Raw genomic sequence first — 25,444 nt, forward strand, 5'->3', positions numbered from 1 at the left:
TGTATACACCTGTCAGACCAATCCCGTTATGAAGCGACTCTCTCTGTTTCTGCTAGTTAGCTGGGCTATTGCCTGCTGGGCAGCGCCCGCCCGGGCCAACTCCATCCTGATCCCGATGGACGATCAGCAGACCGATCACCTGAAGGCGTATGGCATTGCGTATGCCGTGCTTCAGGCCGATGGCGACGTCGATTGGCTGCTCAACTACCGGGGCGGCAGTTTCCTCATCGATTTCTCGACCAAATTTGAGTCGGAGTGCCGAATTCGCGGCGTCTCGTTTCAATTGCTGACCGACGGCGGGGCGGCCTCGCTCAAGCAGCAGCTGGCCAACCCCGACCAGAACACCGACGTGGTGGCGCTGCACAAAGCAGCCAAGATTGTGGTCTATTCGCCCATCAAAACCAGCCCGGCGGCTTTCGAAAATACCGACGCCGTGCTGCTGGTGCTCACCTACGCTGAGATTCCCTACGACGTGGTCTACGATCAGGAGATCCTGAGTGGCGACCTGCCCAAATACGACTGGCTCCACCTGCACCACGAAGACTTTACGGGGCAGTTTGGCCGGAACCTTAACCGGCTCAGCCCCGCCGACGTGAAAGCGCAGGAGGCGATTGCCAAGCAGTTTGGCTACGCCAAAGTCTCGCAGATGAAACTGGCCGTTGCCAAAGCCATCAAGGCCTTTTGCGCGGGCGGCGGCTACTTGTTTGCCATGTGCTCGGCTACCGAAACCCTCGACATTGCGCTGGCCGCCGAAGGCCTCGACATTGTGGGCAGCAGCTACGATGGCGACGGGGAAGACGCCGACGGGCAAGCCAAGCTTGATTTCAGCAAAACGTTTGCCTTCCAGAATTTCAAGCTGGAGAGTGACTATGGCGGCGGGTTTTCGACCTTTTCGGATATCAACGCGACGGCTGGCGGCGGGTATGGTCAGGCAAGTGGGTATTTCCAGCTGTTCAACTTCTCGGCCCGCTACGACGTCGTCCCGGCCATGCTGACCCAGAACCACGAAAACGTGATCAAAGAGTTTTTTGGGCAAACGACCGCCTTCCGCAAAGCCGCGGTGAAATCCAACGTGCTGGTGATGGGCGAAGGTAAAACCTCGGACCGCTACCTCTACGGCGAACTGGGGCGCGGCCAATGGACATTCTACGGTGGGCACGATCCCGAAGGCCTACGCGGTGGCGGTAACTGGCGCATCCCCACCGATCTGCATCTGCACCCACACTCGCCCGGTTACCGGCTGATCCTCAACAACGTGCTGTTCCCTTCGGCCAAGAAAAAGAAGCGCAAAACGTAAGCGGGGTTGGCGCTGATAGCTACGGTCTGGTCTATGACTGGCCTAACTTGACCGGGTGACTGGCGGGGCAAGTAATTGCCCGTCGGCTACCTATCGACTTGTTCTATAGAATATTTTTGTCTTTTCAACCCCCGCTTTCCGCGTAATCCAGTTCTTTTCTACAACGTTGAGACACGTTCTTTTTCGCCTGTCGGTAGGGAACCGATGGCTCTTATTACTGGCAGCGTTGCACCTGGCGGGTCCGCTACGGAGCCAGCAACCGATCGCCTCACCGCAGATCAGTCACCACAGCAGCAGCGATTACAAGGCTGGCACCCAAAACTGGACCATCCGGCAGGACCGGCAGGGAATCCTTTACATCGGTAACAATGAAGGCCTGCTCACGTACAACGGACGATACTGGAACACCTACCGGTTGCCTAACCAGACAGTGGTGCGCTCGATTGGTATCGACGCGCAGCACCGCATTTTCGTGGGTGGTCAAGACGAGATCGGCTACTTTTTCCCCAATGCCAATGGGGTGCTGACCTACCACTCCTTGTTGCCCTTGCTTGCTCCGGCCGATCGTAGTTTCGCCGACGTGTGGACCACCGAGGTCGTGGGCGATGATGTGTTTTTTCGGTCGGTGCGGCAGGTGATGCATTTCCACGCGGGCAAGCTGGATGTATACCGGTCGTCGAATACGTGGGCTTTTCTGGGGCAGGCGGGTGGGTACGTTTATGCGCAGGATCAGGGCCGGGGTTTGTTGCGCTTTACCAGGGGTCGCTGGCAACCGTTAGTCGACGCGGCTTCGCTGACGAACATCAGTCTGTCAGGATTATTGCCCTACGGCGCCGACACCCTGTTGGTCACCACGTTGAAGCATGGCCTGTTTCTGCTGCACCAGCGGCAGTTTGTTCGCCGCCCTACGGCCCTGGACCCGGCGCTGTTCTCCGAACGAATTTACTGCGCCGCTCAGCTTGCCCCCAACCAGTATGCGCTGGGCACCACGTCGGCGGGCGTACTGATTATCGACAAAGCAGGCCGCGTAGTGCAGGCGTTCACCAGCCCCAAGGAACTGCAGAACGCCAACGTGCGCGGGATTCTGCTCGATCAGCAGCGCAATCTGTGGCTGGCGCTCGATGACGGCCTCGACTTCGTGGCGATCAACAGCCCTATCCGCTATATCCGGCCGGATGGAGGCCGCAACGCGACGGGGTATGCCATGGCCATCCACGGGCAACACCTTTTCGCTGGTACGTCGAACGGGCTGTACGTCTGTCCAGTGGCGCAACCAACCGGTGATATCAGCCAACGACAGGGTGACTTTCGGGAAGTGCCAGGCACGAAAGGGCAGGTATGGCGACTTGATCGGCTTGGTAACCAACTGCTGATGAGCCACGAAACGGGCCTTTTCGATGTGCAGCCGCAACAGGCAACGCCCATCTACACCAAGCTGGGTACGTGGCTGGTGAAACCCGTATCGGCGACGGGCCTACTGGCAGGTACGTACCATGGCCTACGGGCCCTGTCAAAAAATGGCGACATCGTCCGCGACCTGGGTACTACGGGCGACACGCCCGAATCACTCCGTTTTCTGCTCGTCGACACCGTTGCGAATCAGGCCTGGGCGTCGCACCCCAACCGTGGTCTTTTCCGAATGGCGCTCATTCCGGGCACGACAACCGTTCGTTCCACCCGGCTCTATACCGATCGGGACGGGCTGCCGTCGGTGCAGTATAACTACCTATTTCGGCTGCGGAATCGCCTGTTCGTCGGTACCCAGAAAGGGGTTTACGAGTATGATGCCCGGCAGGATCGGTTTGTGCCCTCGCCTCTGCTGACGCCCCTGCTGGGTACGTTGACGGTGCAATACCTGGTCGAAGATCAGGAGCAGAACATTTGGTTTGCCAGTCAGAAGCGCATGGGTGTGATCGACTTCGGCGGCGCTTCCTCGCAGCGGCGTCCGCAGGTTGTTTTCTTCCCCGAACTGACGGGTCGGCTGATTGGCGGCTTTGAATTCATCTATCCGTTTAACCGGACCAACATTTTCATCAGCAGTAACAAAGGTTTTCTGCATCTCAACTACGACCACTACCGTGCCCGGGTGCATCGACCGACCGTGCTGCTGAGCAAGGTGACAACGTTGGGGGCCAAAGACAGTCTTGTTTTTGGGGGGTACGTCCTCCGCCGCCCCAGCCAGTCAACGCCAACTCTCTCGCCTGATAGGCGCTCCCTGCGCTTTGAGTTTGCGTCTACCTTGTTCGATCAGGCGACCAACGTCGAGTTCAGCTACCGGCTGGAAGGCAGCGAGGGCAATTGGTCGTCGTGGAGTACCAAGAGCGAGAAGGAATACACCAATTTGCCGTGGGGGCACTACACGTTTTCCGTAAAAGCGCGCAATAACCTGGGGAACGAATCGGGCGTTCAGCGGTACTCGTTCTACATTCAGCCTGCCTGGTACGAAAGTTACTGGGCCCGGCTGTGTTATGTGCTACTGGCGGCTGGCGGCCTTTACCAACTCTTCAAATGGCAACGCCGCCACCACCGGGCCGAGCAGGCGCAATTAACGTACCTGCACCAGCTTGAACTGGACCGCAACGAGAAAGAAATCGTTCGGCTAAAGAACCAGCAGCTCGAGGCCGACATGGACTTCAAAAACCGGGAGCTGGCTACCATGACCATGCAACTGGCCCAACGGGGCGACGCCCTCATCAAGGTAAAAGAGGTCGTGTCGACCATGGCCAAAAAGCAGGATAACAAAGACAACGCGCTGAACTTCCGCCAAGTCCTGCGCTTGATTCGGGACGTTGAAAGCAAAGACGCCGACTGGGGGCAGTTTACGCTGCACTTCAATACGGTGAACGATGCCTTCTTCCGAACCCTGAAGGAAAACCATCCCGATCTGACACCCAATGACCTGAAGCTGTGTGCTTTTCTGAAGATGAATCTGTCATCGAAAGAAATAGCCCAATTCATGAACATTACCGTCAAGGCCGTCGAAATTGGGCGGTATCGGCTGCGCAAGAAATTGGGCCTTTCACCCACGACCAACCTCTACGAATTTCTAACTGACGTAGCCAAGCAGAGTGCCACGGGAGGGCTTCGCTAGCGCGTTTTCGAGCACAAAGAATCCTAAAAAGAAACGTTAAAATTATAAAAAGTCAACACATTCATCTTCAGATATATACAATTCATATGTAGTGATAAAGTAGGGCCATTTGGGTGCTCAATCAATCCGAATACGTACTCTTGTAGTGGTTATGTAGTGGATACCAAAAGGCCAACTCCGCATCGGGACACTCTAGTTTTGAAGCAGGTTTTTAAGTCAATAATCCTGTTTTCAAGACGAACTTCTTCATGCGGAAACGTTGTACACTTATTCTTTTTCAAGCGCTGTGGCTGCTGCTCATTCCTACGTTGCTGTGGGCACAGACACGCCAGGTCCGGGGGACGGTTACGGCCCAGACAGACGGCAGCCCACTCCCAGGCGTGTCGGTACTGGTGCAGGGAAGCACCGTAGGTACGTCGACTGACCCAGACGGCAATTTCTCGATTGCGGTTCCCAACAACGAGGCTATACTAGTGTTCAGCCAGATTGGGATGAAGCGCCAGACGGTGCCCGTGGGTACCAGCACGACACTACGTATTTCGCTGGTCGATGATGCCAGCAATCTGGACGAAGTCGTCGTGGTGGGTTATGGCGCGCAGAAGAAAAGCGTGGTAACCGGTGCCATCTCCAGCGTCAAAGCCTCCGACCTCGTGTCGATGCCCATTACCCGCGTGGAAGAAGCGCTTCAGGGCCGGGCTTCCGGGCTGACCATTGCGGCCAGTTCGGGTCAGCCCGGTTCGGGTTCGTCCGTTCGGGTTCGGGGGGTAACGACGCTGAATAACAACGATCCGCTTTGGGTGATCGACGGGGTGGTGATCGACAACGGAGGAATCGGCTACCTGAATCAGTCCGACATTGAGTCGATCGAGGTGCTGAAAGATGCCGCCTCGCAGGCCATTTACGGGGCGCGGGCTGCCGCCGGGGTCATTCTGGTAACAACCAAGAAAGGCAAGGCCGGTTCGATGCAGATCAGCTACAACGGTTTCTACGGCGTTTCGTCGCCCGCCCGCAAGCTGGATCTGCTCAACGCCTCGCAGTACGCTACGCTGCGCAATGAGGCATCGGTCAATGCGGGCGGTAAGCCCGTTTACACCGATCCGGCGGCACTGGGTACCGGCACCGACTGGCAATCGCTGATCTTCAACAACAGCGCCAAACGGCAGCAGCATGAGCTGAGCCTCAGCGGCGGCAGCGAGCGCTCGACGTATTACCTCTCCTTGGGCTACATTGATCAGCAGGGCATCGTGGCAACGCCCATCTCGAACTACAACCGCCTAAACGTGCGGCTCAATTCGACGCACAAGCTGGCCAAGTGGCTGACGTTCGGGCAGAATCTGGGCTACGCGCACGACAAGTCGGTGGGGCTTGGCAACACGAACAGCGAGTTTGGCGGTCCGCTGAGTTCGGCCATCAACCTCGATCCGCTGACGCCCGCCGTCGTGACCGATCCGGCTGTCGCGGCCCTGCCACCCTACACGAACGTTGGGATCCGGCGCGATGCGAATGGGAACCCCTATGGCATTTCGCAGGCCGTAGCGCAGGAAATTACCAACCCGCTAGCCTATATCCAGACGCGCCTGGGCAACTACGGCTGGAGTGACAACATCGTGGGCAATGGCTACCTGGAAGCCGAACCGATTAAAGGATTGCGCCTGCGCTCGACGGTGGGGACCAAGCTGGCCTTCTGGGGCGGCGATAGTTTCACCCCGCTCTCGTGGCTGAACGCCACAACCATCACGTCGCAGACCTCGTTCAACCGGAGCAACAACCGCCGGATCGACTGGAACCTGGAAAACACGATTTCGTACACCCGCGCCATCAACAAACACACGGTATCGGTGCTGTTGGGGCAGGGGGCCTACAAAGACAACAACGCCAGCTTCACCAGCGTAACGTTTTACAACGTACCTGTCGACAACTTCGATGATGCGTCGCTGAATTTCAAACGGCCAGTCGATCAACGATCTTCCGATGGCGGCGAGAGCGCGATCCACACGGTTAGCTCCTTGTTTGCCCGCGTCAACTACGAGTACAACGAGAAGTATCTGGTGCAGGCACTGGTTCGGCGCGACGGCTCCTCACGATTTGGCGCCAACCACAAATACGGCGTTTTCCCCTCGCTCTCGCTGGGTTGGGTACTCTCGCGCGAATCGTTCTTCCCGCAGACGCCCGTCCTGAATTTCCTCAAACTGCGCGGTGGCTACGGCGTAGTGGGTAACGATGCCATCGGCGACTTTGCCTACCTGTCGACCATCGGCAGCGGCCGCAACTACACCATCGGCACGTCGGGCAGCTACATCATCGGCTACAGCCCCAACGCCCCCGCCAACCCGGACCTGAAATGGGAGCAGACAAGCCAGACCAACGTGGGTATCGACGCTACGCTGTTCAACAACGTAAACCTGACGCTGGAGTGGTTCCGCAAGAAGACGACCGACATTCTGCAAAATCCACGCATTCCGGGGTACGTCGGTGCCATTTCAAACCCGGCGGCCAACGTAGCCGACATTCAGAACACGGGGGTTGAACTGGAACTAGGCTACAACCGCCGCCTCGGCGACTTCACGATGTCGGTAAACGGCAACGTCTCCTACGTGAAAAACCAGGTAACGAACCTGGGCAACGGCATCGCCTACCTCTCGGGCGGGCAGGGCTTCCAGGCCAGCAGCTACCCCATCACCCGCACGGCGGTGGGGCAGCCGATCAACTCGTTTTTCGGTTTCCAGACGATGGGGATCTTCCAGACGGTTGAAGACGTGAATGGGTACGTGGGTAGCAATGGTCAGAAGATTCAGCCCAACGCCAAACCCGGCGATTTCCGCTGGGCCGATCTCAACGGCGATGGCCGCATTACGGAAACCGACCGCACGTTTATCGGGAACCCAACGCCGACCATGACGTACGGGGCAACCATCAACCTGGCCTACAAAAATTTCGACCTGGTGATTTTCGGGCAGGGAGTATCGGGCAACAAAATTTTCCAGGGTCTGCGCCGACTCGACATTCAGAACGCCAACTGGCAGACCAGAGCGCTGGGCCGCTGGACCGGTCCGGGTACGTCGGATACGTACCCCCGCCTTGTCAACGGTGATCCGAACAAGAACTTCCTGAACCCATCGGATTTCTACCTCGAAGACGGCGGCTACTTCCGCCTGAAAACCCTGCAGATCGGCTATTCGCTGCCCAAAGCGATCATCGGCAAAATCGGTATGCAGCGCGCACGGATTTACCTAATGAGCCAGAACCTGCTGACGATCACCAAGTATACGGGTTACGACCCCGAAATCGGCGGCGGCGTGCTGAGCATCGACCGGGGTATCTACCCACAGGCACGATCGTACATGCTGGGCCTGAATGTATCGTTCTAATGTCTTCCCTCTACTTTACTGATGAAAAATCGATATAAAATTCCCGCCCTGTTGCTCGTTATGGGCCTGCTGGGCGGCTCGTGCACCACCGAGTTTCTGGAAGTGCGGCCCAAAGGGACCGACCTGGAAGCCAACTATTACCGCAATCAGCAGGAAGCCTTCAACGGGCTGGTGGCTGTCTACGACGTGGTTGGCTGGCAGAGCAGTGGCTACATTACCAAGATCGGGGCGCTGAATGCGGCTTCCGACGACCATTTTGCCGGGGGCGGCGGCCCGAGCGACATCAACGCCTTTCAGGTGATCAGCAACTACACGCTGACGCCCGACACGGGGCCGCAGGGTGATCTGTGGCGGAAAGGGTTCTCGGGCATTTTCCGGGCCAACACTATTCTGCAAAAACTGCCCGGTGTACCCATGGACGCTACCCTGAAGGCTCGTTACACGGCCGAAGCCAAGTTTCTGCGCGCCTATTTCTACTTCGATCTGGTTCGTCTGTTCAAGAACGTACCGCTGTTCACCAGCCCGGTCGATGCGGCCGACATGTATAATGTGTTGCAGGCGCCCCCGGCGGAGGTGTACAAGCAAATTGAAAAAGACCTGACCGAGGCACTGACGACGCTGCCCGCAACCGTGGCCGTAGCCACTGAGGGCGGTCGGGCTACCCAGGGTGCTGCCCACGCGCTTTTGGGCAAAGTGTATCTGCAACAGGAGAAGTTTGCCCCCGCCGCTCAGGAACTGGCGCAGGTCAACGGCACACCCGGCGGTACCAACCAGTACGGCTACAAACTACTGCCCAACTTCGCCGATCTGTGGAAAGTATCGAACAAGTTTAACAGCGAGTCGATCTTCGAGATTTCGTTCACCAACACGTCGGCGGGCGACTGGGGTTGCGTAGCCTGTACGGAAGGAAACGTACTGAACATCCTGACGGGGCCGCGGGGTTACCGGCCGCAAAAAGCAGGTGCCCCCGATTACGTGTCGGGCTGGAGCTTCCTGGTTGTGACGCCCGACCTGTACAATGCCATCAAAAATGACCCGCGCAGCCGGGCTACGGTGGCCAACCTCGACAGCCTGGAGCGGAACGGTATTGCTACGTACGAGAAGGGTTACATGAACACGGGCTATTTTCTGGAGAAAACCGCCGCTCGCCAGGTCAACCGTCCCACGGGCGCTGGCGCACCGGAGCTGAACTACGCCCAGAATATGTACGACATGCGCCTGGCCGACACGTACCTGCTGGAAGCCGAAGCCCTGATCCGGGGTGGTGGCGACCTGACCCGGGCCGCCGCGCTGATCAACGCCGTTCGTGACCGGGCGTATGGCGACAAGAACCACCACGTGACAGCCACCATGGACAATCTGATGACCGAACGCCGGCTTGAACTGGCCGGTGAGGGGCATCGCTGGCTCGACCTGGTCCGCTGGGGTAAGGCTGCATCGGTGCTGGGTTCACGGGGCTTCGTCGCCGGTAAGCACGAAATCCTGCCCATTCCCCTGCTGGAGATGGAAAACACGAAAATCCAGCAAAGCAAAGAATGGGGCGGTACGCTCTGAGTCAATAGCCCCCACCTGCCAGCAGGTGGGGGCTTCTTTTCCTTTCCTATGCTACGCTTCTTCCAACCTTACCTTCCGGGTCTGTTGCTGCTCAGCGTGCTGGGCTGCTCCGGGCAAACGGCTTCCGTCAAGCCCAACCCCCTCGTCACGACCGGGCCAACCGATCTGGGCTGGACCTTTGAGAACACGCCGGTCTGGGCAGACGAATTTGATTACCAGGGCCTCCCCGATCCCCAAAAATGGGGGTACGACCTGGGCGGTAGCGGCTGGGGCAACAATGAACTGGAATACTACACCGACAGCCCCGATAACGCCCGTGTAGCCGACGGCAAGCTGACCATCACGGCCCGGCAGGAACAGCAGGGCAACCGCGACTACACTTCGGCACGGCTCGTCAGCCGGGGGAAGGGCGATTTTCTCTACGGGCGGTTCGAGATTCGGGCGAAGCTGCCCGTCGGCAAAGGGACCTGGCCGGCCATCTGGATGCTACCCACCGACTGGGCTTACGGAGGCTGGCCCAACTCGGGCGAGATCGATATCATGGAGCACGTCGGCTACGACCCGAACGTCGTGCATATCTCGACCCACACGCTCGCTTACTACTTTAAAATTAACACGCAGAAGACCGCTACGAAACGGGTAGAAACGGCCACGACCGACTACCACCGCTACCGCGTCGACTGGACGCCCTACGCCATCCGGGGCTACATCGACGATCAGCATGTGTTTGACTTTGTGAATGAGGGTAAGGGCTACGCGGTGTGGCCCTTCGACAAGAAGTTCCACCTGCTGCTGAATCTGGCCGTGGGTGGCGACTGGGGCGGGGCGCAGGGCGTTGATGCCGCGGCCTTCCCAACGGCGATGGACGTCGATTACGTCCGTGTGTACAGGCTCATTGAAAAATAACGCGCAACGAGTTCTAAATCCCTTACAAACATGAAAAGAACGTTACAACACAGGGCCCGGCAGCTAATGGCGATGGGCTGGGCAGTCATCTGCCTGCTGACGAGCTGGGCCGCTAGCACACAACCTGCTCAGGCTCAGCTTAGCCGACTGCGGGCCGATGGGCAGCGGATTGTCAACGCCAACAACCAGGAAGTGCTTCTGAAAGGCGTGGGGCTGGGCGGCTGGCTGCTACAGGAGGGCTACATGATAAACCCGAATTCGGGTGGCACGCAGGGGTCGTTCAAGAAGCGGCTCTACGATCAGGGACAGTCCGATGCCCAGGTCGAAACGTTCTACCAAAGCTGGCGCGATACGTTCATCACGCAGGCCGACATCAACTGGATCGCCGATCAGGGCTTCAACTGCGTCCGGATTCCGATGCATTACGAGCTCTTCCTGACGCCCTCGCAGCGGGCCGTGCGCAACAATGTAATCCGCAACCCAAGCACCTACATGACCTACGTCAACTCGATGACGAGCTGGTACAACGCCAATCAGCTCTTCACCGACCCCAATTCGGAAGGCTTCCGCACGTTGGAAAACTGCCTGAACTGGTGCGCCGCCCGCGGCCTGTATGTCATCGTCGACCTGCACGCGGCGCCGGGAGCACAGGGCAGCGACACCAACATTTCCGACGCGCTGGTCACCAATGACCTCTGGAACAAACCCATTTTCCAGAACATCACGGTGCGCCTGTGGGAAACCATCGTTCGGCGGTACATCAACAACAACACCGTTGCTTTCTGGGACCTGATCAACGAACCCAACAACGTACCTGGCGGTGGGCAAGCGATTTTCAGCCTGACCAATCGGCTGATCAACGCCGTTCGTGGCCTGGGCGATACGCACCTGATTATGGTGGAAGGCAACGGCTGGGGCAACAACTACGATTACCTCGAGCCCAACAACTTCAACAACCGCTCGAACCTCGTGTACAACGCACACCGCTACTGGATCACCCCGAGCGACGATTACGTGCGCGACGGCAACCCGAATCAGATCAACCGGATGATCAACCTGACCGAGTTCCGGTCGCGCTGGAACGTACCGGTCTGGATTGGTGAAACCGGCGAAAACGATGACAGCTGGCTCCGGCAGAACGTCGACAAACTCAACGCGGCCAAAATTGGCTGGGCACACTGGACCTACAAACGCACAAGCAGCAGCCCCAATGCCGCGTTGCGGCGCATCGACGGCCCACCGTACCTGACCGACGGCGTGTCGGCCATGAGCGGCGTGTTGAACAACATTAAGTTTGCCAACACGAGCATCAACTACGGCCCGCTGGATGCGGTCAATCCACGCCGGGGCGCCACCACGGTCTGCACCGGCAGCTATAACCCCGTACCAGCCACCCTTCAGGCCGAAAGCTATTGTTCGATGAGCGGCATTGGCGTCGAAACCACCATCGACGCTGGCGGCGGGCAGAATGTGGGCAACATCGAAACCGGCGATTGGCTGGGGTACCGCATCAACGTACCTGTGGCCGGTAGCTACACCATTCAGTACCGTGTAGCTACGCCCAACAGCGGCGGTAGCCTCCGGTTTGAGCGGTTGGGGGGGTCATCGTCGTTTGGCACGGTGGGCGTCCCCAATACGGGCGGCTGGCAGAACTGGCAGACCATCACGCAGACCGTGCAACTCCCGGCCGGTGACCAGGAAGTCGCGCTCGTGTCGGCCAACGGCAGTTTCAACATCAACTGGTTCCGTATCGCCAGTGCCGGCGCGCCCATTGGGCAAACGATCTGGCTGCGTGGTTTCAACAACCAGTACGTGTCGTCGGAGAATGGGCAGGCCCCCATGAACTGCAACCGCGCCTCGGCGGGAGGCTGGGAGCAATTTGTGGTCGTCAGCGCGGGCAACGGCAAAATCGCCCTGCGTGGCAGCAATGGGGCGTATGTCAGCTCCGAAAACGGACTGGCCCCCATCACGTGCTCACGCACCACGATTGGCGCGTGGGAATCGTTCGATTGGATCGAAGTAAGCGGCGGGCAGGTCGCCTTCCGGGGTAACAACGGGCAGTACATCTCGTCGGAAAACGGGCAGGGCCCGATGACCTGCACCCGCACCTCCATCAGTGGCTGGGAAGCCTTCAACTGGGGCGTTGCCGGCTCGGCACGGATGGCCGCCGCGCTCGAACCCGGCGAAGCCGACAGCCGTCTGCAGGTTTTCCCCAACCCCTCAACGGGTCAGTTCACCATCCGGGTGCAACGGCCGGGGCAGGTAACCATTTCAGACCTAACGGGCCGCTCGGTGCTGCAATCGGCGGTAACCGAAAGCCTGAACGTAACCGACCTGAAAAGCGGCTTGTACATCATCCGGCTGAACGACGGACCTGCTTCCCTGTCGAGAAAAGTACTGGTTCATTAATCCATTTTCTTACCAAAGCTGAGTAGACTCAGCCAAACAGGCGGGTTATTGCTAGCCGGTAAGCGCGTTCCGGCTGGTAATGACCCGCTCTGTTTACATACCCCCTGAAGCAATATGTTTTTTTCACGAGTAATGGCTGGTCTGATCGTACTGGCCAGTCTGTTTTCCGGTCCTGCTATGCTTGCTCAGCGTGCGCCGGGTTTTCTCCGGGCGGATGGGACCCAGCTCGTCGATGGGTCGGGCCAGAAACTCATTCTGCGCGGTATGGGGTTGGGCGGCTGGCAGTTGCAGGAAGGCTACATGTTTCGGCTCAGTAATCTGGGGCAGCAATACCGCATCAAAGAGAAAATCAGCGATGTCGTCGGCCCGCAGCAGGCCGACCGCTTCTACGATGACTGGCTGGCCAACCACACCCGCCGCATCGACATCGATTCGATGGCCGCCTGGGGCTTCAACTCCGTGCGCCTGCCCATGCATTACAACCTCTACACGCTCCCGAGCGAACAAGAGCCGGTGGCCGGCCAGCATACCTGGCTGGCGAAGGGTTTTGCCCTCACCGACAGCCTGCTCAACTGGTGCCGGGCCAACAAGATGTACCTCATTCTGGATCTGCACGCGGCCCCCGGCGGTCAGGGCAACGACCTGCCCATTGCCGACCGGGACCCCGCCAAACCGTCGCTCTGGCAAAGTGAAGCCAATCAACAGAAAACCATTGCGTTCTGGCGAAAACTGGCCGAACGCTACGCCAACGAACCCTGGATTGGTGGCTACGACCTTATCAACGAACCCAACTGGGGCTTCGACGACCCCAAAGACGTACGCGGCACGGCCGAATCCAGGAATGTACCGCTGCGTAAGCTGATGGTCGACATCACGAAGGCCATTCGGGAGGTCGACAAGCATCACCTGATCATTATCGAAGGCAACGGGTTCGGCAATAACTATGCGGGTATACTACCCACCTGGGACCCCAACATGGCGCTGAGCTTTCACAAATACGGCAACTTCAATACGCAGCCCGCCATTCAGCGCTTTCTGGATCTGCGCCAGCAATACAACGTACCTATCTGGCTGGGCGAGTCGGGCGAAAATTCGAACACCTGGTTTACCGAAGCCATCCGGCTGATGGAAACAAACGACATTGGCTGGTGCTGGTGGCAACTAAAGAAGATGGGGCTGAACAACCCGCTGGAAATCAAGACGCCGGCGGGCTACCAGACGCTTCTCGACTACTGGAGTGGTAAAGCGCCCAAGCCAACCGCCGCCGAGGCGCAGCAAACCCTCGACGAACTACTGGCCAACACCAGGCTGGACCGGAATCAATACCACCGCGATGTCATTGATGCTATGTTCCGGCAAGTGCAGTCGACCCGCTCTAAACCGTTCGTTTCGCATACGCTGACCAATAACGCCACCGTACAAGCGGCGGATTTCGACATGGGGCGGCAGCGGTCGGCTTATTTCGACGCCGACACCGCCCGTTATCAATACACGCCTGGTGTCAATACAGATGGGAACCGGGGCCGCGCCTACCGCAACGATGGCGTCGACATCCGCCTCGACCCAACGAGCAAGAGCCCCTATGTCACGAACACCGAATCGGGCGAGTGGCTCACCTACACGGTGAAAGTCGCCAAGACGGGGTCTTACGCCGTGCAGTTCCGCGTTGCTTCCGACACCACCAACGGCCGATTATCGCTGCTGACCGCCGACAAACCGTTGCTGACTGCCGTCGACGTACCCAATACGGGTGGCCCCACAAGCTGGCAGTCCACGTCCGCTCAGGTTGTTCACCTACGAAAAGGCCTGAATACGCTGCGGCTGCTGATTATACAGGGCGGGTTTAATCTGGCGGCGATGGAGTTTTCAACGGCCAATCGTAAACCCGCGACCAATTAAGCCACGGTGCCGATCCACACCCTAGCCTTAGTAAAGAGTTGCCCGCCCCTGCTTTCTCCGCAAAGAACATCCGGTCTATGATCCGCTTTCAACCCGCCTACCTGCTTGTGGCGATTACGCTGCTCGTGCTCCCCCACCTTGGCTTCTGCCGCTCTCTGGCTCCCGGCGATTCGGTCACGGCCCCGGGCGCGACGCTGAAGCTCGTAGCCCGGCAGTTCACCTTCACCGAAGGCCCCGCCGTTGATAAGAAAGGCGACGTTTTCTTCACCGATCAGCCTAACGACAAAATCTGGCGCTACGACACCAAAGGCAACCTGTCGGTCTACATGGACAAGACCGGGCGCGCCAATGGCCTGTTTGTCGATGCCAACGGCAATCTGCTCGCCTGCGCCGACGAAAACAACGAACTGTGGTCGATCAGTCCGGCCAAACGCGTGACGGTATTGCTCAAGAATTATCAGGGCAAGCACTTCAACGGCCCCAACGATCTGTGGATCACGCCTAAAGGCGGCGTTTTCTTCACCGACCCGCTTTACCCCCGCGATTACTGGACACACAAAATGCCCGAACTAGCCGGGCAGCATGTCTATTACCTGCCCAAAGGCGCCACTGAAGCCCGCATTGTCGACAGCACGCTGATAAAACCCAACGGCATCATCGGCTCGCCCGACGGCAAAACGCTCTACGTAGCCGACGCCGGTGCTGGCAAAACGTACCGCTACACCATCCAACCCGATGGCCGCCTGACCGACCGGCAACTGTTTGTCGAACAGGGATCAGATGGCATGACCATCGACCAACAGGGCAACGTGTACCTGTCGGGCCGGGGCGTGACGGTGTACAGCCCCAAAGGCGCCAAACTTCAGGTAATCCCGGTACCGGCGCGGTGGGTGGGTAACCTGTGTTTCAGCGGTGCCGATCGCAAAACGCTGTTCATCACCGCCACTGATGCCGTGTTTACCATCCCCATGCAGGTACGTGGGGTGAAGTGAAGGGAAATTGGTCGTTGGTAGTCATTGGTAGTCATTCGTTGTAAAAAACAATTAATGACCATCAATGACCACCAATGACGCCGAAGGCAAACCCCTACTTCGTCGCGATGTAGAAGAAATCGAGGCTGCCGGCGGGGTCGTGACTCACCATGTAGTCGTTGACATTGATTTCAGCGGCGAGGCCATCCTGTTTCAGCAGGCGGTTTCGGTTCATCCGGTTCATCAGGTCGTAGGGCACCTGCAATAGGCGGCGCGGCAGGCGGTGTTGCAGGTTCAGAAAATCCCACCGTGTGAATTTGGCTACCGACGCTTTGTTCTGCGCGTAATAGGTCATCACCTTCTCGTTGCCATGCACGCCATCAGTCACCACCGTCGGGAAGTACTTCCCGATCAACGCCTCCAACTCATCGGCGAGGTACTCGCGTACGTGCCAGGGGTTACGGGTCAGCGAAAACGTCTTGTTGACGGTCGTCAGCAGCAGTTTTCCGCCGGGCTTCAGCACCCGGTAGCATTCGCGCACAAACAGGTCGTCGTTTTCGATGTGCTCGATCACCTGAAACGTCACGATATAGTCGAAGGTGTTATCGGCCAACGTACCTAGGGGAGGAATATTCGCTTGAATAAACGTCGATTCGGGATAGGCTTTGCTAAGGGCGGCGATCAGGTCAGCGTTTTTGTCGATGCCGGTGTACTGGTCGGCGGCTTTGGTGAGCAGTTCCAGACCACGCCCCCAGCCACAGCCGATTTCCAGCACAGTGCCGCTCACCAGTTGCGCAGCCTGTGTATACGGATACAATAACCGCTGGTGAACGGGGTTGTCCGACGTAATATCAGCGGAAGTAATCTCAGTGGTCTTGTACATAGCTGCAAAATTACGGGTCGAACCGGGCAATTCCGAACGTACCCAGGCTTTGGAATGTTGCCACTCGTAGAGACGCAATCCGTTGCGGCTCACCAGCGTCGGCAGGTAACGTACCTGTCATTTGTGCGCTGACACTTGTAGCGAAACCCGACTTCCTGTTACGGCTGCGGCCCGACACGGCTAAACGCTACACAATACAATCAACAGACGTATTTTTGTGGTATGATCACAGTTCGCGAGAGGCCGATTACCCATTGGTTACCCATTACGAAGAAAGAAGTTGAGCAGCGCGGTTGGGACGACGTCGATGTGGTGCTGATTTCCGGCGACGCCTACGTCGATCACCCGTCGTTTGGCACAGCCGTCATCGGGCGGATCATTGAAAGTGAGGGCTTTCGGGTGGCCATTGTGCCCCAGCCCAACTGGAAAGACGACCTCCGTGACTTCAAGAAGTTTGGGCGACCCAAGTATTTCTTTGGCGTAACGGCCGGCTGTATGGATTCGATGGTGAACCACTACACGGCCAACAAACGACTGCGCTCCAACGATTCCTACACGCCCGGCGGCGAAGCGGGTTTCCGGCCCGACTACGCCACCATCGTGTACACCAAAATCCTGAAAGAACTGTACCCCGACGTACCCGTGCTGATCGGGGGGATCGAAGCGTCGTTGCGCCGCGTGACGCACTACGACTACTGGCAGGATCGCCTGATGCCGACGATTCTGGAAGATTCGGGAGCCGACCTGCTCGTGTACGGTATGGGCGAACAGCCCCTGCGCGAGATTCTGCGGCTGGTGCAGAGCGGCGTGCCGCTCAATCAGGTCCGTGACGTCAACCAGATCGCGTACCTCGACGAGACTCACAACGTACCTGAGCATACGGCCTGGAACACGGTGGAACTGGCAAGCCACGAGGTTTGCCTCAAAGACAAGCTGAAATATGCGGCCAACTTCAAGATCGTCGAGGTAGAGTCGAACAAGTGGCAGGCCAACCGCATTTTGCAGAAAGTGGGCAACCGGACGCTGGTGATCAACCCGCCGTTCAAGACGATGGACGAGGCCGAAATGGACCGCTCATTCGATCTGCCCTACACGCGCTTGCCGCACCCCAAATACAAAAATCGTGGCCCCATTCCAGCCTACGACATGATCAAGTTCTCGGTCAACATGCACCGGGGCTGCTTTGGTGGTTGTAGCTTCTGCACCATTTCGGCGCACCAGGGCAAGTTTGTGGCGTCGCGTTCGCAGGAGTCGATCATGAAAGAGGTCGACGAAATTGCGAAGCATCCCGAATTCAAGGGTTATCTCTCCGATCTGGGTGGCCCGTCGGCCAACATGTACAAGATGAAGGGCAAAGACGAGTCGATCTGCGCCCGTTGCCAGGCCCCCAGCTGCATCAACCCGGTTATCTGCTCGAACCTCGACACCTCCCACACGCCGCTGACGGAGGTCTACAAAATGGTCGACAACCATCCGTCGGTCAAGAAAGCGTTTGTCGGCTCCGGGGTCCGGTACGATCTGCTGGTCGATGATTTCAACAAGAACAACGCCGACGGCAACCACGACGAATACATGGAGCAGCTCATCACGCGCCACGTATCGGGCCGGTTGAAAGTCGCGCCAGAGCATACCTCCGATGCCACGCTGAAGGTGATGCGCAAGCCGAGCTTCAAGTATTTCCGCAAGTTCAAGGAGAAATACGATCAGATTCAGGACAAGCACAACCTGAATCAGCCCCTCATTCCATACTTCATCAGCTCGCACCCCGGCTGCGAAGAGCAGGACATGGCCAACCTCGCCGCCGAAACCAAAGACCTCGGTTTCCGGCTCGAACAGGTGCAGGACTTCACCCCAACGCCCATGACCGTGGCGGAGGTGATCTACTACACCGGTGTGCACCCTTATACGCTTCAGCCGGTCTATACGGCTAAAACGCGCGAGGAGAAACAAAACCAGAACAACTACTTTTTCTGGTATAAGCACGAGTTTAAAGACTGGATCAAAAACCGGCTCACCAAGCTCAAACGCCCCGATCTGGCCAAAACACTGCTTGGCAATTACCAGCCCAACTACCAGCAGCGAAACGCGCAGAAGACGCAGCAGCGGGGTGCCGCCCCAAAGAAAGGCGGAGGCAAGTTTAGAAAGTAAGTCTAAACACCGAAGCTTCCGCTTGGGTAGTGGTAATGACGCCCCTGTTTTACACGACCGAAGCGGAAGCTCCGGAGTTATAGATCCACTCGAATGCTCCCTTTCCTGCGCGATAACTGGCCTAAGCTCCTCGACCTAACGCTGACGCACATCGGGCTGACGATTGGTTCGCTGTTGCTTGCTTTGCTGATTGGCTTGCCGCTGGGTACGTTGATCGCCAAACGCCGACGCAGCGCCACGGTGGTGCTGGGTGTAGCGGGTGTGTTGCAGACGGTGCCAAGCATCGCCCTGTTGGGGGTGCTCATTCCGCTGCTCGGCATTGGGGCGGGCCCGGCGCTGGCGGCGCTGTTTCTGTATGCCCTCCTCCCCATCATCCGCAATACCTACGTCGGCATTACTGAGGTAAACCCCAACACCACCGAGGCAGCGCGGGGCATGGGCATGACCGACCGGCAGGTGCTCTGGCAGGTCGAACTGCCGCTGGCGTTGCCGGTCATTTTCGCGGGTATCCGCACGGCAGCGGTCGTCAACGTGGGGGTGGCTACCCTGGCCGCTTATGTGGCGGCGGGCGGGCTGGGCGAGTTCATCTTCGGCGGTATTGCGCTTAACAACACGCCCATGATTCTGGCCGGGGCTATTCCGGCGGCGTTGCTGGCCGTCCTGTTCGATGCCACGCTGGCTCAGCTTCAGCGGGTAAACTGGCGGGGCGCAAAGCGCCTGGGACGCGGCACCAACGTGGCACTGCTCGCGGTGCTGTTCGTGGGGTCAGCAGCGGCTTTCTGGCCAACGGGACGCCAAACCAACCTATTGGCTGGGTTTGCGCACGAATTTGGCGGGCGGGCGGATGGCTATCCCGGTTTGCAGAAGACCTACGGCCTTCAGATTACCCACCGCCTGCTCGACCAGAACCTGATGTACGAGGCCATCCGAACGAGCAAGGTCGACGTGATCAGTGGCTACTCGACCGATGGGCGCATCCGGGCGTTCGATCTGCGTGTGTTGGACGACGACAAACACGCGTTTCCACCCTATGCCGCCGCCCCGGTCGTGCGCCAGAAAACGCTGGCAACGTACCCAGTCCTCGGCCCGGCGCTCGATTTGCTGGCGGGTCGCCTCTCCGACTCGGTCATGACCGACCTGAATTACCGCGCCGACTACCTGCATCAGTCGCCCGGCCGCATCGCGCGTGAGTTTCTGCAACGAGCGGGCCTGTGGCAGCCGCCAACCGGCGCGCGCACAGGGCAAGTGATCATGGGTTCGAAGGTCTTCACCGAGCAATACATTCTGGCCGAAATCTACCGGCAACTCATCGAGGGGCGTACGCCGTTGCGGGTGGTGCTGAAAACGGGCTTCGGCGGCACTCAACTCTGCTTCGACGCCCTGCGCACCGGGGCCATCGACTTTTACCCGGAATACACCGGCACCGGCCTGCTGGTGATTCTGCAACCGGGCCGCGCCACACTCGATTCAATCGGTAGTGCGCCCGCCGCCGTATATGGGTACGTTCAGCGCCAATTCTTGCAACGCTACGGCCTGCGGTGGGGTCAACCACTCGGGTTCAACAATGCGTATTGCCTGATGATGCGTGAGGCTGACTCCCAGCAACTGGGTATCCAGACCATCTCACAACTGACTAAATACCTGGAACGTTAACCCTTGTTCTGGCCTGGGCGTTCATGTTACCGGACAGCTGAATCGTTGTCGTTCAAGACCTTGCGGCAAACGGCCTAGTTTTTGCTTTTACTATAGTGAAGTACTATAGAATAGGACGAAACCCGGATATTTTACCATCGAACGGCCATGTAAGGTGGCGTTATCTCCCTAGATTTGTCGTATACTAGCTAGTTGCGTTTTACTAACTCATAAATAGTGCATATGAATTGGACGTTTCCCTATCGCCAATTTCTGGGAATTCTTGCGCTGATGATGGCCTTCGTAAGTCATTCGCTGGCGCAAACTATCACTGTTAACCAGAACATTTCGCCCACCACTGGCCTCTGTACCGGCTCTACCGTAACGCTTACGTTCACCACATCAGGTACGTTCACAGCGGGCAACGTGTTCAGACTGGAACGCTCTGAAGCCGATGGCACCTTTCCCGCCTCACCCGTTAGTGTCACCACGTTGACGGCCTCACCAGCCAGCGCCAGCGCTACCAGCCTGTCGATAGCTGGCACGTTGGGTAGCGTTACCTACGGAATAGGCTATCGGTTCCGTATTACGTCAAGTGCCCCGGCGCGCACAAGTACCAACCTGACGAATCCCGTTACGATTGGGACACCGCTGCCCACGACGTCGGGGAATCAACCGAACGGTACGTTTGCTGCCTGTCAGAATAGCGGCTTGTTGTCGTTGACTGCTAACGGCAGCAACCTGTCGTGGTATGAAAATGCGGGTGCTACTACGCCAAATCCCGGCCCTACGTACGGCTTCAGAACCGACGTTACCCCTAACACCTATACGGTCGCTTTTACTCAGACTAGCAGCAGTGGTTGCGTAAGCGGTCGAGCGTCTGTTAATGTACTGATAACGGCGCCGCCCAGCACGACGCCGACCGTAGCCGGTTTGCGGGAATACTGCCCTGGTGCTGGTGGGCAGCTTACAGCCTCTGGTTCAGGTACGTCGTTTCGGTGGATCAACCTAGCGGATAACAGCGCGCAGACGGCGGCAACGATCAACGCCCCATCGACCTCGGGAACGTACAATTTCTCAATTAGTCAATTCAATACAGCCAACGGCGTTACATGCGAAGGGCCTCGTGGCGTGGTTACTATTACGGTCTACAACGTCCCTGACAAACCTAATCTAGAAAAAATTGCCGTCGCGTATTGCCAAGGCGATACCCCGCCAACGCTGTCGGTAACGAATCTGGCAGCTGGCAATAAGCTTACCTGGACTTTCCCGAACAACAGCCAGGTGACTAACACAGGACCAATTTCGGCACCGGCAGTTGTACCGTATTCAGTCTATTCGGTTGTACAAAGCAACACCGCTAATTGTTCCAGTGCGCCCACCAGCGCAACTGTAACGATTAATACACCGCCGGGTAATCCCACATTGAGCACTAGCAACAACGGGCCTTTCTGCCAGTTTTCGGGAACAAACAATGTGCAGTCGATTACGGCCTCCAAAGTAATAGGGGGGAAGGTTTTTTGGTATGATTCTTCCACAGACACGACACCCACCGAAGGCGACAGCTACACCATTTCAACTGTAAATAGCGGCGATATACAGGTTTATTTCCGACAGCAAAGTGACAAGGGATGCTTCAGCAGCGCAACGCCCGTTTCAGCAACTGTGCGCATCAACCCCAAACCTGCTGCGCCAACGGCCATTAGCGCACCGAACAACTACTGTGCGAATGATGCCAGCGCCCAACCTCGTCTGAGTGCCACGCTGTTGAGCGGGGCTACCATCAAGTGGTATAACCTCACGGATAATACAACCTCGGCTGACGCGACTTTAGCGGCCCCCTCCTCCACCAAACGATATCAGGTAACGCAGACGTTGAACAGTTGCGAGAGCGACCGGAGTGACATCGTCACCGTCACGGTAAAAGGCAATCCCGGCACGGCTTCGCTGCGACTGACCAGCGCGACCGCTTTCTGCCAAAACTCAGGCACTGGCAATGTTCAGACCATTACCGCCGCTGGTGATGCAAACGCGGTCATCGAATGGTACCCGAACCTAACGACTTCTGCCCCTCTTTCTGCTTCAGGAAACAGTTTTACTGTTTCGACCGCCACAGCAGAGCCTGACCCACTAGTTTATTTTCAGCAGCGCGTCGATGGCTGCGCCAGCACCCGTATCTCTCGCGCCATTACCATCAACCCAACGCCCGCCAAACCGTCGGTCAGCCAATCGTATTCAGTCTGTTTGAATGCTCAGGCCGAGACGTTGAGCAATGTATCTACCGGGCAGGGGCTGAGGTGGTTTGAAGGCAATACCGAACGGTCAGGTACGTATCGTCCAGCTACAAGCACAGTAGGTACGTCGACAACTTTTGCCGTGACTCAGACCATCAACGGTTGCGAAGGGCTAGCCGAAACGCTTCGGTTAACCGTGTATGGTCTGCCCGACAAGCCGACGGCCGTCAACTACAATTACTGCTCCGCACAGGCACCGGTAACGCTGTCGGCCTCAGGAAGCGCCATCCGCTGGTACACACAGGCGGGTGGGTTTCTGGCCCCGGGCAGCACGTATCCAGCCCCTAATACTGCTAATACATACAATTACAAAGTCACCCAGACCGACGCCCGAAATTGCCAGAGTGACTTCTTGGACGTGGCTGTAGTCGTGCGCCCGACGCCTGGTGCGCCCGGCTTGCCCAACCCGAACCCAATTTTCTGCCAGACGCGCAGTGCCCAGCCATTAGCCGCAACGGGCGAGAATCTCGTCTGGACAGATGCTTCAGGCAATGCGCTACCCGGCGCGCCCACGCCATCGACGAGCGGCCTGGGTACACAGCGCTTCTATGTGACACAGACCAACAGCGCCAGTTGCACCAGCACCACAGCGCTGGTATCGGTGACGATTAATGCCGTACCTGGGCAACCCACATTTACAACGCCGCGCCAGTATTGTTCGGGTGAAACCGCCGATTTACTGGTGGCCAACGGGCAGGATCTGCGCTGGTATGATGTGGCTAGCGGTGGCACCGGCAGCACGAACGCCATTCGGCCCAACACGTCGCCCAACCCCAGCGACGTGACGGCCGTCCGGACCTACTACGTGACGCAAACCGTCGGCTCCTGCGAAAGCGACCGCCGCGAAATTCCGGTGACGATCAAACGGAAACCCGGCCTGCCCGGCAACGTACCTGGCAATCCCGAATTCTGCCGGACTTACGGCGCGCCAACATTATCAGCAACGACCGAAAACGGCGCCAGCCTAATTTGGGTGGTCGATGGCCGTGATACCCCCAATGCCCCCACCGCCCCTAACGACCGCGTGGGTACCTATAGCTACGCCGTTGCCCAGACGCTGAATGGTTGCCGGAGCGACAACGCCCCCTTTACAGTACGGGTGAAAGATACGCCGGGGCAGCCGGGCGTGAGCCTCTTCACGCTCTGTCAGGGCGGTCCGTCGCGGCAGTTGAGCGTACAGGGCGAGCGGCCTAAGTATTACGACGCCAACAACAACCTGCTGAACGACAACCCAACGCCCAGCACCGCGCAGGTTACGACGATCGTTTACAAAGTAAGCCAGACCAACAGCGAAGGCTGCGAAAGCCCGAAGGTCGACTACCCCGTCATCGTTTACGCCGTGCCTGCGCCGCCAACCGTGCGCGATCTGCAATACTGTCTCGTGCAGCGCGACCAGCCCCAACAGGACATTAAGCCACTTACCGCTGAAGGTGCTAATATCCGCTGGTACAATTCAGACAATACCGCGCTCGGCGGAGCGCCCAATCCGCAGCCTGATGGCCTGCGCACCGAGCGGTATTTCGTGACCCAGACCGTCAACAATTGCCAGAGTAACAACGCTACGGTAACCGTCCGGATCGTGACCACACCGACGCCGATTCTGGCGACGTCACTGCTGACCTACTGCCGCAACGACGTGTCGCGTCCTATCGACGTGACGGCCGCCAGCGGGTCAACGCTCTTCTGGGTCGATCCGAACGGATTTGTGAGCACGCAGACGCCCACGCCTCCCACGCTAAACGCCACCAAAGGCGGCGAGACCTATCAGGTCTATGCACAGGGTAGCAATGGCTGTTTCAGTTCACGGGCCACGGTTGGGCTGGTTGTCAACACCAACCCGACGCTTAGCCTGTTTGGCTCCACGACGGTCAACTACGGCCTGACGGCCCAACTCACGCTGCGGTTTACCAGCCAGCCGCCTTATTCGTTTACGCTCTCCGATGGCACCACCGGTACAACGACCGACTCGGTGTTCCGGCAGACGGTGAAGCCCCTGCGCACGACGATCTATCAGGTAGCCAGCGTCTCGAACGTCTGTGGCATCGGGCTATCGGGTAACCCGGCAACGGCGACCGTGTTCGTCAATATCCCGACGATCACGACGCAGGCACTGGCAGGATCGACCAGCTTCTGTGCAGGCACTAACCTGTCGGTCGCCTTCTCAACCGCAGGTACGTTCAACCAGGGCAACCGATTCAAGGTGCAGATTGCCGATTCGACCGCAAAAGTCTACACCGATATCTCGGCCGAAAGCGCGACAAGTCCCATCACCGCCACGATTCCGTCGGCGTTTAAAGGTGGACCATACTTTATCCGGGTGCTGGCCACTAACCCCGGCGCCGAAGTGCCCGGCGAACGCAGCCCGACCATCTTGACGGTAAAAGGGTTGCCATCTGCTGTACTGACTGGTACACAGGATGTGTTTGAGACGTACCCAGCCAGCCTGAGCATCGCGTTGGCTGGCGATAGTCCCTGGGCCATCACCTATACGGTTGATGGTGGTCCACCCAGCACCATTAGCACTAACGCGAATCCGCATATTCTGACCTTCCAGCCGACCAAAAACACCACCTACATGCTGACCTCGGTCACCAACAACTGTGGTTCGGGACCAGTGTCGGGCACGGCGGTTGTGACGGTGTTGCCCCTGCTGGCGGTGGAAGACCCACTCACGGGCGCGCTCTCGCTCTATCCCGTCCCCACCCAAAACGTGCTGACGGTTTCGATTGATCTGCCGCTTACGGTTCAACAGCCCGCCGAGCTGATGCTGAGTGATTTCAACGGCCGCCCGGTATTGAGCCGCACCACCGAAAATCGCCAGACCCAGCTCGACCTGAGTCAGCAGCCAGCCGGTATCTACCTACTGAGCGTGCAGGTTGGCGATCGGCGCGTCGTCAAAAAAGTGATGAAACTGTAAAGCAAGTCTAGAAAGTAAACAGGACACGGAGTGCAGAGTCTGGAAAGTCGTTTGTGTATTGCTTTACGCATATGA

General features: G+C 58.1%; 12 protein-coding genes. 11 read left to right on the top strand and 1 reads right to left on the bottom strand.

Translation table 11 applies throughout. The features are described 5' to 3' along the window. The first annotated feature begins 28 nt into the window (after positions 1 to 28). The 8 genes from FAES_RS01365 (at position 29) to FAES_RS01405 (ending at position 15,516) form a co-directional block, all read left to right on the top strand. Positions 29 to 1,297, top strand: coding sequence for a hypothetical protein (locus FAES_RS01365; RefSeq protein WP_041257347.1), 1,269 nt, complete (start codon positions 29 to 31; stop codon positions 1,295 to 1,297). 166 nt (positions 1,298 to 1,463) lie between these two features. After that, positions 1,464 to 4,388 (top strand): triple tyrosine motif-containing protein, encoded by a 2,925-nt coding sequence (locus FAES_RS01370; protein WP_015329386.1) that lies wholly within the window; start codon positions 1,464 to 1,466, stop codon positions 4,386 to 4,388. Between the two features lie 248 nt (positions 4,389 to 4,636). After that, positions 4,637 to 7,756 carry a SusC/RagA family TonB-linked outer membrane protein gene (locus FAES_RS01375; RefSeq protein WP_015329387.1) on the top strand — a complete coding sequence of 1,040 codons (3,120 nt, stop codon included), beginning with the start codon at positions 4,637 to 4,639 and terminating at the stop codon, positions 7,754 to 7,756. Positions 7,757 to 7,777: 21 nt separating this feature from the next. Next, positions 7,778 to 9,310, top strand: a complete 1,533-nt coding sequence (locus FAES_RS01380; RefSeq protein ID WP_015329388.1) for a RagB/SusD family nutrient uptake outer membrane protein — start codon at positions 7,778 to 7,780, stop codon at positions 9,308 to 9,310. A gap of 48 nt (positions 9,311 to 9,358) precedes the next feature. Further along, on the top strand, positions 9,359 to 10,216 hold the full coding sequence (locus FAES_RS01385) for a glycoside hydrolase family 16 protein (RefSeq protein ID WP_015329389.1): 858 nt from the start codon (positions 9,359 to 9,361) through the stop codon (positions 10,214 to 10,216). Between the two features lie 30 nt (positions 10,217 to 10,246). Beyond that, positions 10,247 to 12,625, top strand: coding sequence for a cellulase family glycosylhydrolase (locus tag FAES_RS28805; RefSeq protein ID WP_083891454.1), 2,379 nt, complete (start codon positions 10,247 to 10,249; stop codon positions 12,623 to 12,625). 177 nt (positions 12,626 to 12,802) lie between these two features. Then, on the top strand, positions 12,803 to 14,524 hold the full coding sequence (locus FAES_RS01400) for a cellulase family glycosylhydrolase (protein ID WP_198409033.1): 1,722 nt from the start codon (positions 12,803 to 12,805) through the stop codon (positions 14,522 to 14,524). A gap of 77 nt (positions 14,525 to 14,601) precedes the next feature. Continuing rightward, the gene (locus tag FAES_RS01405; RefSeq protein WP_015329392.1) at positions 14,602 to 15,516 is read left to right on the top strand and encodes an SMP-30/gluconolactonase/LRE family protein; all 915 of its coding nucleotides are present in this window, start codon (positions 14,602 to 14,604) and stop codon (positions 15,514 to 15,516) included. Between the two features lie 94 nt (positions 15,517 to 15,610). Here the strand turns inward: FAES_RS01405 and FAES_RS01410 are convergent, their stop codons facing one another. Beyond that, complete coding sequence (locus FAES_RS01410) at positions 15,611 to 16,378, bottom strand: class I SAM-dependent methyltransferase (RefSeq protein ID WP_041258496.1); 768 nt, start codon at positions 16,376 to 16,378, stop codon at positions 15,611 to 15,613. 222 nt (positions 16,379 to 16,600) lie between these two features. Between FAES_RS01410 and FAES_RS01415 the strand changes: the two genes are divergently transcribed. The 3 genes from FAES_RS01415 to FAES_RS01425 all read left to right on the top strand — a co-directional run bounded on the left by FAES_RS01415 (position 16,601) and on the right by FAES_RS01425 (position 25,369). Further along, on the top strand, positions 16,601 to 18,526 hold the full coding sequence (locus tag FAES_RS01415; RefSeq protein WP_015329394.1) for a YgiQ family radical SAM protein: 1,926 nt from the start codon (positions 16,601 to 16,603) through the stop codon (positions 18,524 to 18,526). A gap of 93 nt (positions 18,527 to 18,619) precedes the next feature. Continuing rightward, positions 18,620 to 20,179, top strand: coding sequence for an ABC transporter permease/substrate-binding protein (locus FAES_RS01420; protein WP_015329395.1), 1,560 nt, complete (start codon positions 18,620 to 18,622; stop codon positions 20,177 to 20,179). 222 nt (positions 20,180 to 20,401) lie between these two features. Next, positions 20,402 to 25,369 (top strand): T9SS type A sorting domain-containing protein, encoded by a 4,968-nt coding sequence (locus tag FAES_RS01425; RefSeq protein WP_051054006.1) that lies wholly within the window; start codon positions 20,402 to 20,404, stop codon positions 25,367 to 25,369. The last annotated feature ends 75 nt before the right edge of the window (positions 25,370 to 25,444 follow it).

Origin of the sequence: Fibrella aestuarina BUZ 2, assembly GCF_000331105.1 — a bacterium.
Lineage (GTDB): Bacteria > Bacteroidota > Bacteroidia > Cytophagales > Spirosomataceae > Fibrella > Fibrella aestuarina.